The following is a 12,223-nucleotide window of genomic DNA, read 5'->3' on the forward strand; positions in this document are numbered from 1 at the left end:
GGCCCCGCACCTGCGGGGCCCGCTCCGTTTCGTTCCGCCCGCTCACCATGTGGCGCGCACCTGGCGGATGATCCGTCGGCGCAACCGCACCCTGCGGCTGCCGTCACGCAGCAGGCTCAGTCGGTCCAACTCCCAGTGTCCGTACTCGGCATGGTCCGTCAGCAGGCGTGTGGCGTCCTTGCGGGAGACCCCGCGCGGTACGTACACGTCGACAAATTCGTATTCCGGCATCGGTATCTATTGTGCGGGCTGGGGCCCGGTACGGATAGCGTCTGCACTATGTCTGATGCTGCGCAGCCCACCGCTGCCGAGGTACGCGCCGCCGCCGAGGCGGTCAAGACCGCGCTCGACCGCCACCTGGCCGCGGTCGAACGCCGGTCGGGGGAGGACGACCCGGCCGTCTACGAGGCGTTCAACGAGCTGGCGGCGGCCGCCGAGGAGTACGACGAACTGCTCTACGACCGTTACGACGAGGTCACGCCCTTCGAGATCCCCGGCACCGAGGACAGGCCGCCGTACATCGGCCCCGAGGAACCGGGCGCGCTCAGTGTGCTGATCCGCCGGGACTACACGGTGGGCGAGCCGCAGCGGCTGCTGGCACAGGCGCAGCGGGTGGAGGCGGCCGAGGAGCCTGCCGTCTCCAACGGGGTGGCCGCCACGGTGCACGGGGCGCTGGGCCTGCTGTTCGGGGAGTTCGAACCGGACGAGATCGCCTCCCGGCACAAGGAGTTCGGGCTGGAGGAGGGCGACTCCACGCTCTGGGTGACCGCCGCGGACGACGCCGCCGAGCCCGGCGAGTGGCTGGAGGCACCCTTCGAAGGGGTCGACGGGCAGCGGGTCGTCTGCCGCTTCGACGTCAGCGCGGTCTTCGACGACGAACCGGACGACGACGACCTGGACGACGACGTCACGCTCGTCGCGGAGCTGGACGAGGACGAGGATCTGGAACCGCTGGATGTGGACCGGTAGGGGCCCACGGCGGTGCCCTGTGGCAGGGAACGCCCCATAGCTCGGGGCTTTCCGTCGTCGGGCGGCCTCGGGTCGTGCGTGCTTGCTCGCGCCGTTCCCCGCGCCCCTGGAAGACGGCCCTGCGGGCCGTCCCAGGGGTGCGCGTCCGTTGTCGGGCGGTGCCCTAATCGGCCGACGGCACCTGGGCCTTGAGCAGCGTCGGCAGTCGCGTCGTGCGGGGCTTCGGGGGGATCTCGGCGACCGCGCGGGGCAGGGCCTGTTCCACCCCGTGCACGACGGACAGGTGCCGCTCGGCGCGACCGAAGGCCGTGTAGACCCAGGGGCGCGTGAGGGTCTGCGCCGCGTCACCCGGCAGCACCACCACCGCCGCCGGCCACCGGTGTCCGACCGCCTGGTGCGCGGTCAGTGCCCACCCGTGTCGCACGGTCTGCTCGACCCGCTCCTTCGGTACGACGACGGCCTCGCCCGCGCACTCCAGGTGCAGCCCCTCGGCGTCGGCCTTGACCACGCGGCCCGGCGTCGTACGGCCCGGCGCGGGGGAGTGGGCCACACGGTCGCCCGGGTCGAAGCCGCCGAAACGGCCGGGACCGGGGTTCAGCCGCTCCTTGAGCGCGGCGTTCAGCGCGCGTGTGCCGGCGGCGCCGCCATGACCGGGGGTGATCACCTGCACCTGCTCCGCGGGGATCCCGAACGCCCTCGGCACCGAGTCCACGACGAGCTGCGCCGTCCGGTGCACCGCCTCACCGGCGTCCCGCACCGGCACGATCACGACCTCCTTGCCGGGCGCGTCGACCTGGTTCAGCTCGCCGATCCCGATGCCGGAGACCAGTTCACCGATGGGCCCGGGGTCGGGTGTCCGGGAGGCCACCTGCGGGCAGGCCCGGGCGGCGAGCAGGTCGGCGAAGACCCGGCCCGGCCCGGCGGACCAGAGGACCCCCGGGTCGCCGCTGAGCACCAGCCGGGACCCGTCGGGCAGCGACTCGGCGAGTAGCGCGGCGGTCTCGACGTCCACCTGGGGAGCGTCCAGCACCACGAGCAGGTCCAGGGCGAGCGCGCCCTCCGCGTCACGGCCGGGTCCCTCCGCGCCGGACAGCAGCCCGGCGAGGGTCGTCACCGCGGATTCGTCCCCCTCGGCGGTGTCGTCCCCCTCGGCGGTGTCGTCCCCCTCGGCGGGCTCGCCGTCGGCGGAGGACAGCTGTGCGGCGAAGCGGCGCCTGCCGTCCGCACTGTGCGTCGCCGCGTAGGCCCGCAGACCGAGCGACCGAGCGGCCGTGACGAGCGCCGCCGGTTCCGCGCGGGCCGCCTCGCCACCGGTGTGCAGGACGAGCCCGTGACCCGCGACGGCGCGGACCAGCTCGGCCGCGGAACGTGGTGTCGACGCCGCTGCCGAGGCCCAATCGGTCGGATCGTCCTTGGGCAGGGAGTTCATGACGCGGGCGAGGCCGTCGGCGAGGCTCTCCTCGGCGAGGGCGAACCGCTCCAGACCGATGAGGACGCGGACCGGGCGCTCGTCCTCGGCCTCGTCACTTTCGTCGCCCTCGCCCTCACCCTCACCCTCACCCTCGGCGCCGGCGCCGGCGTCCGCGGCAGCCGGTGCGGGGGTCGGTGCGGACCGGGGCGCGGCCGGGGCGTCGTCCAACGCGTCCTGGAAGACCAGGGCCTCGCCCTCGGCCACGGTGCTCTGGACGGCCTCGTCGGGGTCGGGGACGGAACGCTGACCGAGCGCGGCGGTCAGGGCCGGGGCCTCCAGCGCCGTATGGCCGGCCACGGCGGCCTGCTCCAGCAGCCACACGGTGACCGCCCGGCCCCGCCGCTCGTCGTCCGGGCCGCACTCCGCGCCGAGCAGGGCCCGCGCGAACCCGTCCGCCTGCTCGGGCCGCACACCCGAAACGCGCAGCAATTGCCAGGGATCGTCGCGCAGCCGGTCGCCCGCGCCCTCGCCGAGCGCCTCGGCGACCTGCGGCACCAGCGCCTCGGGAGCACCGCCCTCGGTCAGCACCGCGCGCACCGCCTCGACCGTCTCGCCGGAGGGGGCCGCCGCGCCGGCCGGGGGAGCCACGGGCTGTGGCCGCCGCACCGGCTCCTCCGCGGGCCGACGCGGCGTCGGTGCCGGCCCGTCGAAGACGGTGGCCGTGGGCTTCTGGCCGCCCTCGACGGCCCGCACGGCGGCCAGCAGGTCGGCGGCCGTCCCGCTGAGCTTGGCCCCGCTCGTGATCGGCGCACTCTTCTCCGCCTTGCGCCGCTCGATCCGCTCCCGCTCCAACCGCTGGGCCGCCAACTCGGCCTGGGCCTCGGAGACTTCGGACGCGCCTTCGGAGGCGTCTTCGGACGAACTCTCGGAGGCGGTTTCGGACGAGCTCTCGGAGGCGGTTTCGGAGGCGCCTGAGTCCTCGGCACCGGCGGAGCCTTCCGGAGCGCTCCCGGCGGCTGCGTCGTCGGGAGCGTCGGAGCGCGGGGTGTCGCCCTGTCCTCCCGGCTCGTCCGTCCCCGTGGTCGCGGGCTCCGTGCTCACAGCGTGCTCCAGTCGTGATCGGGATAGCGGTGCACGGGCGCCGACACATCGTCGAGAGCCCGGCAGATCTCGTCAGGAAGACTAAGGGTCTCCACTGACAATGCCCCCGTGAGCTGCAGCGCGTTGCGCGCGCCCACGATGGGCGCGGCCACGCCCGGCCGGTCGCGCACCCAGGCGAGGGCCACCTGGATCGGAGTCACGGCGAGACCGTCCGCGGCCGTCTGGACCGCCTCGACGATGCTGGTCGCCGTCTCGTCGAGGTAGGGCGCGACGAACGGCGCCATGTGCTCGGAGCCGCCCCGGGAGTCGGGCGGCGTGATGTGGCGGTACTTGGCGGTCAACACCCCGCGCCCCAGCGGTGACGAGGGGAGCAGACCGATGCCCAGGTCCAGCGCGGCGGGCAGCACCTCGCGCTCGACGCCGCGTTGCAGCAGGGAGTACTCCAGCTGCGTACTGGCGAGGCGGGTGCGTATGCCGGGGGCCGCGAGCTGCCAGGTCGCCGCCTTCGCGAGCTGCCAGCCGCAGAAGTTGGAGACCCCGGCGTACCGGGCGCGGCCGCTGCTGACGGCCAGGTCGAGGGCCTGGAGCGTTTCGTCGAGGGGGGTCTCGGGGTCGTAGGCGTGGATGTGCCAGACGTCGACGTAGTCCGTGCCGAGTCGGGCGAGGGAGGCGTCCAGGGCGGCGAGCAGATGGCCCCGGGAGCCGTCGAAACGGCGGTCGGGGTCCGGGACGCTGCCGGCCTTCGTGGAGATGACCAGGTCGCGGCGCGGCACCAGCCCGTCCATCAACTGCCCGAGCAGGTACTCGGCTTCGCCGTCCCCGTACACGTCCGCCGTGTCCACGAGGGTGCCGCCCGCCTCCCAGAACACCTTCAACATGTCCGCGGCGTCATGCTCGTCCGTGTCGCGGCCCCACGTCAGGGTGCCGAGCCCGATCCGGGACACGCGCAGGCCGGTACGGCCGAGATGCCTCTGCTCCATGAACGCCGACATTACTGGCCAGGGTTGGTCACGTGGGGGCCTGTGGATAACCGATTTCCCCAGGGAGCCGCGCGTTGAATTCGACCGGGGTCGTGAGGGAGGTGGGTCGTCCGCGGCCGAGTGGGGGCTTGTCGCGCAGTTCCCCGCGCCCCTGAAAGGCCTGCGGCCCTTTCAGGATCGGCCCGCAGGGCCGTCCTGAGGGGCGCGGGGAACTGCGCGAGCAACCACGACCGACCCGCGCTCGCCCGCCAGCCTCCGCCTCCCGAGCTCTGACGCGGCACCGCCCGGTAGGGTCGGCGGAAACAAGGACGTTACCGATGGGTAAGGGAAGGCGGGTCTCGATGAAGCTCGGTATCAACCTCGGCTACTGGGGCGCCGGAATGGACGGGGACAACCTGGCCGTGGCGCAGGAGGCCGACCGGCTGGGGTACGCGGTCTGCTGGGCGGCGGAGGCGTACGGCTCGGACGCCGCCACCGTGCTCAGCTGGGTCGCCGCCAAGACCGACCGCATCGACGTGGGCTCGGCCATCTTCCAGATCCCGGCCCGCCAGCCGGCGATGACCGCGATGACCGCAGCGACGCTGGACTCGCTCTCCGGCGGCCGTTTCCGGCTCGGCCTCGGCGTCTCCGGCCCGCAGGTCTCGGAGGGCTGGTACGGGGTCAAGTTCGACAAGCCGCTCGCCCGCACCCGCGAGTACGTGGAGATCGTCCGCAAGGCCATGACCCGTGAGCGCCTGTCGCACGACGGCGAGCACTGGACGCTGCCGCTGCCCGGCGGCCCCGGCAAGCCGCTGAAGCTGACCGTGCACCCCACCCGCGAGCACATCCCGCTGTACATCGCCGCGATCGGCCCGAAGAACCTGGAGCAGACCGGCGAGATCGCCGACGGCGCCCTGCTGATCTTCCCCTCGGCCGCGCACCTGGAGGACACCGCGATCAAGTACCTGCGGGCAGGGCGGGAGAAGGCCGGCAAGACCCTCGACGGGTTCGACGTCTGCCCGACGCTGCCCCTCGCCGTCGGCGACGACAAGGACGTGGCGACGCTCGCCGACACCTTCCGCCCGTACACCGCGCTGTACGTCGGCGGCATGGGCAGCCGCAAGCAGAACTTCTACAACCAGCTCGCCCAGCGCATGGGGTACGAGAAGGAGGCCGCCGAGATCCAGGACAAGTACCTGGCCGGTGACAAGGCCGGGGCCGCGGCGGCCATTCCGCACGAGCTGATCGACCAGACCACGCTGCTCGGATCCGTGGAGCGCATCGCCGACCGGATGAAGGCCTACGCCGAGGCCGGCGTCACCACCCTCACCCTCGCCCCGGCGGGCTTCACCCTGGACGAGCGGATCGCCTCGCTCCGGGCCGGCACCGAGGCGATGGAGCTGGCCGGGCTCGCGTAACCCGAACGGCGCAGTGGCCGACCGGCACCGGAACCGGGCCGGTACCGGCCGGACCGCGGGGTCGGAAAGTTCAGCGGCCGTGGTGGGGGCTCGGGGGTCTTCCCCGCCACGGCCGTCACGGAGGACAACGCGGCGCGACCCGCTCGGTTACGCGTTCGCGCCGCCCCGGCATCATTCGTTCGGCGGATTTGTCCGACACAGCTGTTGCCCGGCTCCTGGTACCCCATTTGACTCGTTTTCTGCAGGACCCTGCCAGGCCCCCTGCAGAGAGGTGCCTCTGATGCTTTCGGCCAAGAGTCTGTTCCAGGAGATCGTCGACGACGACGAGTCGTTCCGGCTGTTCTGTTCGATCGCCGCGAGCGGCGAGACACAGGGCGGCTGGGAGAACGCGCGCATCGCCGCGCTCGTCCCGCAGAGCGAGCGCGCGCTCGCACCCAAGATCACCCGCCACGGTGCCGACGAGGACAAGCACGGACGGATCTTCAACGCCCTGATGAAGAAGCGCGGCCTGCAACCGGTGGAGGTCCCGCCCGAGACCGACTACACCATGCTCCTCGAACGCCGCGGCATCGGCCTCGCGCACGAGAAGCTCAAGGCCGACCAGGCCCTCACGCTGCCGGACATCATCGTCTACCTGTCCCACAGCCGGGTCACCGAACAGCGCGCCGCCGACCAGATGGTGATGCTCCGCAAGCACTTCGCGGACCACCCCGAGATCGGCAAGGCCGTCCGGATGATCTCCGACGACGAGGACAACCACCTCGCCTACACCCACGAGGAACTGCTGCGCTACGCGGCCGCCGGACACGGCCGCCTGATCCAGCGGACCCTGCGCGAGTGCGCCCTCGCCGAGATCGCCGTCTACCGGGACGTCAGCCTGGCCGTGATGGACCGCATGGGGCGCGTTCTGGGCTGGCCGAAGGCGAAGGCGGCCGTCCTCTCCGCGGGCATCCACGCCGTGTACGTGTACGAGCGGGCGGTCGGCTGGCGCCGCATGGTGACCCTGACGATGCCGCAACGCCGCGACGCCCTGGGCGGACCGGCGACCGCGGCCCCCGAGTTCGCCTGAGCACCTCGCGCACCCGTACGCGCGCGTGGCACCGCACCGTCCGCCATGCGCGCGTTCGGCACAGGAATGGCGTCCCGGGGCGGGTGTCGGTCGCTACAGCCAGCCGCGCCGCTTGAAGAGCCGGTACACCAGCACCTCCGTCATGACCATCAGCGCCATCAGCGCCGGGTACGACCACACCCAGCGCAGTTCGGGCATGTGCTCGAAGTTCATTCCGTAGACACCGGCGGCCATCGTCGGGATCGCGGCCATCGCCGCCCAGGCCGAGATCTTCCGCATGTCGTCGTTCTGCCGGACGCTCATCTGCGCGAGATGCGCGGAGAGGATGTCGGAGACCAGCCGGTCCAGGCCCTCCACGGACTCGTTGACGCGGGTGAGGTGGTCGTTGACGTCGCGGAAGAAGGGCTGGGCCTTCTCCTCGACGAAGGGCACCGTGAGCGTGGAGGTGCCGGTCCCCGAGAGCCGGGCGAGGGGTGCGGCGAGCGGGCCGGTGGCCCGGCGGAACTCCAGGACCTGGCGTTTGAAGGTGTAGATCCGGGACGCCGTGTTCCGCGAGCCGCCCACGTCGGGGGAGAAGACCTCCGTCTCCAGTTCCTCCAGGTCGGTCTGGAGCTCGGTCGCCACCTCCAGATAGTGGTCGACCGTGGCGTCCGTGATCGCGTACAGCACGGACGTGGGCCCCTTGCCGAGCAGTTCGGGCTCCTGCTCCAGGCGACGTCGTACGACGCCCAGGGGCGAGCCCTCGCCGTGGCGGACGGTCACGACGAAGGCGTGACCGAGGAAGACCATCACCTCGCCGGTGGTCACGGTGTCACTGGACGGCTCGTACACGACCGGCTTGAGAACCAAGAACAGCGAGTCGTCGTACACCTCCAGCTTGGGCCGCTGGTGGGCCTTCAGGGCGTCCTCCACGGCCAGCGGATGCAGCGCGAACTCCTCGGTGACCAGGGCGAACTCCTTCTCCGACGGCTCGTGCAGACCGATCCACACGAAGCCGCCGGAGGCACGGGCGGCGGCCAGGGCGTCGGAGAGGTCGTCGGGGCCCTCGGTGCGGTGCCCGTCGCGGTAGACGGCGCAGTCGACGATCACGGGGAGTTCCTTTCTCGGGGGCTTTGTCCACAGCCGCCCCGTGCGCGGAGGCTTTTTCCACAGGGCCGAAGGGGTCCGTCGGACAGGCGTCTAGGCTGGGGCGCATGCCCACGTTGATCCTTGTCCGGCACGGACGTTCCACCGCCAACACCGAGGGTGTGCTCGCCGGGTGGACGCCCGGGGTCGCGCTCGACGAGCGAGGCGCCGCGCAGGCGGCGGCGCTGCCCGGCCGCCTCGCCGGGCTGCCGATCGCCGAGGTCGTCACCAGCCCGCTCCAGCGCTGCCAGGAGACGATCGCGCCGCTGCTCGACAGCCGGCCCGGCCTCGTCCCCCACACCGACGAGCGGATCGGCGAGTGCGACTACGGCGACTGGTCCGGCCGCAAGCTCGCCGAGCTGAACGACGAACCGCTGATGCAGGTCGTCCAGGCGCATCCGACGGCCGCCGCGTTCCCGGGCGGTGAGTCGATGCGGGCCATGCAGCACCGGGCCGCGGAGGCGGTCCGGGAGTGGAACACGCGCGTGGAGCGCGACCACGGCGGGGACGCCGTGTACGTGATGTGCTCGCACGGCGACATCATCAAGTCGCTCGTCGCGGACGCACTCGGACTTCATCTGGACCTCTTCCAGCGGATCTCTGTCGAACCGTGTTCCATCACCGCGATCCGTTACACCCGACTCAGGCCGTTTCTCGTCCGCCTCGGCGACACCGGGGACTTCTCGTCCCTGGCGCCGCGCGAGGAGCCCCCGAGCGGTGACGCGACCGTGGGGGGCGGTGCGGGGGCACCGTGATCGTCAACCGCAGTAGGGTGAAGCGGTCGCGGCGGCGCTGAACCCCTCAGCATCCGGCGCGGCCGGTCCCGACGTCGATTCCAATGGAGACAGGACGTGTCCCGTCAGGTGTTCCTCTACGACCCCCCGGACCGCTTCGTGGCCGGTACGGTCGGGCTGCCCGGGCGCCGTACCTTCTTCCTGCAGGCCTCCTCCGGGCAGCGCGTCACCAGCGTCGCCCTGGAGAAGACCCAGGTCGCCGCGCTCGCCGAGCGCATGGACGAACTGCTGGACGAGGTCGTGCGGCGCAGCGGCGGCAGCGCCGCGGTGCCGGCCGTCGCCCCCACCGAGGTGTCGGACACGGCGCCGCTGGAGACCCCCGTCGAGGAGGAGTTCCGGGTCGGCACCATGGCGCTGGCCTGGGACGGCGACGAAGAGCGGATGATCGTCGAGGCCCAGGCCCTGGTCGAGCTGGACGCCGACTCCGAGGAGGACCTGGCCGAGGCCGAGGAGCGGATGCTCCAGGACGAGGAGAACGGCCCGCCGATGCTCCGCGTCCGCCTCACCGGTTCCCAGGCCCGGGCCTTCGCCAAGCGCGCGCTCGACGTCGTCAACGCGGGGCGGCCGCCGTGCCCGCTGTGCAGTCTGCCGCTCGACCCGGAAGGACACGTATGTCCGCGCCAGAACGGATACCGGCGCGGGGAGTGACCTCCTCCGCCGAGCCGTCGCCCGTCCCGTCGGTCGAACCGTCGGTCACGCTGCTGGCCGAAGGCGAGCTGACCGTGCGCGGACAGGTGCGGGAGGCGTCCAACGCGGTGCTGTACTGCACGGTCGCCCACGAGGGCCGGGAGGCCGCCTGCGTCTACAAGCCCGTCGCCGGGGAACGGCCCCTGTGGGACTTCCCCGACGGAACGCTCGCACAGCGGGAGGTCGCCGCGTACGAGGTGTCCGAGGTGACCGGCTGGGGGCTCGTTCCGCCCACCGTGCTGCGGGACGGGCCGTACGGGCAGGGCATGTGCCAGCTGTGGATCGAGGGCGTGCCCGGGTCCGAGTTGCTGGCCCTCGTCGACGGCGAGGAGGCCGGGGAGGGCTGGAAGGCCGTCGGCTTCGCGGAGGTCGGGGACGGCGAGACCGCGCTCCTCGTGCACGCCGACGACCAGCGGCTGCGGCGGCTCGCCGTCCTCGACGCGGTCGTCAACAACGCCGACCGCAAGGGCGGGCACCTCCTGCCCGGTGCGGAGGGGCGGCTCTACGGCATCGACCACGGAGTGACCTTCAACGTCGAGAACAAGCTGCGGACGTTGCTGTGGGGCTGGGCGGGTGAGCCGCTCACGGAGGAGGCCGTGGACGTCCTGGAGCGGCTGCGGGACGCCCTCGGCGAGGGCGGGGCGCTGGCCGCGAAGCTCGTCGCGTTGATCACACCGGCCGAGCTGGACGCCACGCGGGAGCGGGTCGCCGCACTGCTGAAGAGCGGACGCCACCCGGAGCCGAGCGGCGAGTGGCCGGCGATCCCCTGGCCCCCGGTCTGAGGGCACGCCACGCCAGGGGCGCGGGGAACTGCGCGACCAGCCACATCCTGGCGGCGGTCGCCGTACAGCCCGCACCCCCGAGCCGCTGGGCGGCCCGTCCACCCGCCCGGCCGCACTCGCGCAACAGTCCGCACCCCCGAGCCACCGGCCGAACCCCAGGAGGGCCCGGCATAGTGGCGCGGCGATCGGGTTAGGCTCGTGGCATGCATGCCTGGCCCGCTTCTGAGGTCCCCGCCCTGCCCGGCAAGGGCCGCGACCTTCGGATCCACGACACCGCGACCGATGGGCTCATCACCCTTGACCCCGGTCCCGTCGCCCGTATCTACGTCTGCGGTATCACCCCGTACGACGCGACCCACATGGGTCACGCGGCGACCTACAACGCGTTCGACCTCGTTCAGCGCGTGTGGCTCGACACCAAGCGGCAGGTTCACTACGTCCAGAACGTGACGGACGTCGACGACCCCCTGCTGGAGCGGGCCGAGCGTGACGCCATCGACTGGGTGGCCCTCGCCGAGAAGGAGACCGCCCTCTTCCGCGAGGACATGACCGCCCTCCGGATGCTCCCGCCCCGCCAGTACATCGGCGCGGTCGAGGCCATCCCCGGCATCGTTCCGCTCGTCGAGCGGCTCCGTGACTCCGGCGCCGCGTACGAACTCGAGGGGGACATCTACTTCTCCGTCGAGTCCGACCCCGACTTCGGCAAGGTCTCGCGCCTCGACGCCGCCACGATGCGGCTGCTCTCCGCCGAGCGCGGAGGCGACCCGGACCGGCCGGGCAAGAAGAACCCCCTCGACCCCATGCTCTGGATGGCCGCACGCGAGGGCGAGCCCAGCTGGGACGGCGGCTCCCTCGGACGCGGCCGGCCCGGTTGGCACATCGAGTGCGTCGCCATCGCCCTCGACCACCTCGGCATGGGCTTCGACGTGCAGGGCGGCGGCTCCGACCTCGCCTTCCCGCACCACGAGATGGGCGCCTCGCACGCGCAGGCGCTGACCGGCGAGTTCCCCATGGCCAAGGCGTACGTCCACGCCGGAATGGTCGCGCTGCACGGCGAGAAGATGTCGAAGTCCAAGGGCAACCTGGTCTTCGTCTCCAAGCTCCGCCGCGACGGGGTCGACCCGGCCGCGATACGGCTCGCGCTCCTGGCCCACCACTACCGGTCGGACTGGGAGTGGACCGACCAGGTGCTGCAGGACGCCGTGGCCCGCCTCGACCGGTGGCGCGCCGCCGTCTCCCGGCCCGACGGGCCGTCCGCCGAGGCCCTGGTCGAGGAGATGCGCGAGGCTCTCGCGAACGACCTGGACGCGCCCACCGCGCTCGCCGCGGTCGACCGCTGGGTCGCCCTCCAGCAGGAGCGGGGCGGTACGGACGAGGGTGCGCCCGGTGTGGTGTCGCGCGCCGTGGACGCGCTCCTCGGCGTGGCCCTGTGAAGCCGTTGCAGTAACGACTCTGCACAGGTGTCTCCGACGCCACACGTGCCAGAGGGACATCGATGGGGCGCGTCCTCTGACCGGAGGACGCGCCCCATCGCTCTGCGGCCGGGCTGTTCGCGGGGCGCCGCGGACCCGCGGGCAGCCCGGCCCGGACACGAAGACGCGGTGCCTGGACGGAAGTTCACGGGGCGACGGGGGAGGAGCCGATCGGCCGGGCCGACCGGACCGTCACCATCCCGGCCGCGAGTCGTCCCCGGCTGTCAAGGCGCTGTCGGTCGAGGGGCGAGGGGCTGCGGGGCCGGTCCGGCTTCACCTGACGGCCGTCACCCCACCACACACAGCCCGGCCCCGAAGCGCATCGCCCCTCACCCGACAGCACCTTAACCGCCGGGTACAACTCGCGCCCGGCCTGTCAGCGGACCGGGATGCCCGCCCGCAGGGCTCTCCCCCCACAACACTATCAACATCCTGT

11 protein-coding genes are annotated in these 12,223 nt (G+C 72.5%); 7 read left to right on the plus strand and 4 right to left on the minus strand.

The window, feature by feature from the left end:
* Window positions 1-42 precede the first annotated feature (42 nt).
* Entirely contained in the window at window positions 43-231 is a 189-nt protein-coding gene (locus P1P70_RS08430; RefSeq protein ID WP_005485166.1) for a DUF5703 family protein, read from the minus strand.
* Between the two features lie 48 nt (window positions 232-279).
* Here P1P70_RS08430 and P1P70_RS08435 point away from each other — a divergent pair, with 48 nt between their 5' ends.
* Complete coding sequence (locus tag P1P70_RS08435; RefSeq protein WP_319235874.1) at window positions 280-969, plus strand: hypothetical protein; 690 nt, start codon at window positions 280-282, stop codon at window positions 967-969.
* 163 nt (window positions 970-1,132) lie between these two features.
* On the opposite strand, the gene P1P70_RS08440 is transcribed toward P1P70_RS08435, so the two are convergent.
* Window positions 1,133-3,481 (minus strand): helix-hairpin-helix domain-containing protein, encoded by a 2,349-nt coding sequence (locus tag P1P70_RS08440; RefSeq protein ID WP_319235875.1) that lies wholly within the window; start codon window positions 3,479-3,481, stop codon window positions 1,133-1,135.
* A complete protein-coding gene (locus P1P70_RS08445; protein ID WP_319235876.1) occupies window positions 3,478-4,461 on the minus strand; it encodes an aldo/keto reductase in 984 nt (327 codons plus the stop codon). Before P1P70_RS08445 ends, P1P70_RS08440 begins: the two co-directional genes overlap by 4 nt.
* A 341-nt stretch (window positions 4,462-4,802) precedes the next feature.
* Between P1P70_RS08445 and P1P70_RS08450 the strand changes: the two genes are divergently transcribed.
* Window positions 4,803-5,858, plus strand: coding sequence for an LLM class F420-dependent oxidoreductase (locus P1P70_RS08450; RefSeq protein ID WP_319235888.1), 1,056 nt, complete (start codon window positions 4,803-4,805; stop codon window positions 5,856-5,858).
* A 280-nt stretch (window positions 5,859-6,138) separates the two neighbouring features.
* Complete coding sequence (locus tag P1P70_RS08455; RefSeq protein ID WP_319235878.1) at window positions 6,139-6,927, plus strand: ferritin-like domain-containing protein; 789 nt, start codon at window positions 6,139-6,141, stop codon at window positions 6,925-6,927.
* A 93-nt stretch (window positions 6,928-7,020) separates the two neighbouring features.
* On the opposite strand, the gene corA is transcribed toward P1P70_RS08455, so the two are convergent.
* On the minus strand, window positions 7,021-8,016 hold the full coding sequence (corA, locus tag P1P70_RS08460; protein ID WP_319235880.1) for a magnesium/cobalt transporter CorA: 996 nt from the start codon (window positions 8,014-8,016) through the stop codon (window positions 7,021-7,023).
* Between the two features lie 104 nt (window positions 8,017-8,120).
* Here corA and P1P70_RS08465 point away from each other — a divergent pair, with 104 nt between their 5' ends.
* The 4 genes from P1P70_RS08465 to mshC all read left to right on the plus strand — a co-directional run bounded on the left by P1P70_RS08465 (window position 8,121) and on the right by mshC (window position 11,748).
* Window positions 8,121-8,807, plus strand: a complete 687-nt coding sequence (locus P1P70_RS08465) for a histidine phosphatase family protein (protein WP_319235881.1) — start codon at window positions 8,121-8,123, stop codon at window positions 8,805-8,807.
* 96 nt (window positions 8,808-8,903) lie between these two features.
* Entirely contained in the window at window positions 8,904-9,494 is a 591-nt protein-coding gene (locus P1P70_RS08470) for a DUF3090 domain-containing protein (RefSeq protein ID WP_086797757.1), read from the plus strand.
* The gene (locus P1P70_RS08475; protein WP_319235882.1) at window positions 9,458-10,315 is read left to right on the plus strand and encodes an SCO1664 family protein; all 858 of its coding nucleotides are present in this window, start codon (window positions 9,458-9,460) and stop codon (window positions 10,313-10,315) included. The genes P1P70_RS08470 and P1P70_RS08475 overlap by 37 nt, the downstream gene beginning before the upstream one ends.
* A gap of 203 nt (window positions 10,316-10,518) precedes the next feature.
* Window positions 10,519-11,748, plus strand: coding sequence for a cysteine--1-D-myo-inosityl 2-amino-2-deoxy-alpha-D-glucopyranoside ligase (gene mshC / locus P1P70_RS08480; RefSeq protein ID WP_319235884.1), 1,230 nt, complete (start codon window positions 10,519-10,521; stop codon window positions 11,746-11,748).
* The last annotated feature ends 475 nt before the right edge of the window (window positions 11,749-12,223 follow it).

This window comes from Streptomyces sp. MB09-02B, from assembly GCF_033794485.1.
In the GTDB taxonomy this organism is placed as follows: Bacteria; Actinomycetota; Actinomycetes; order Streptomycetales; family Streptomycetaceae; genus Streptomyces.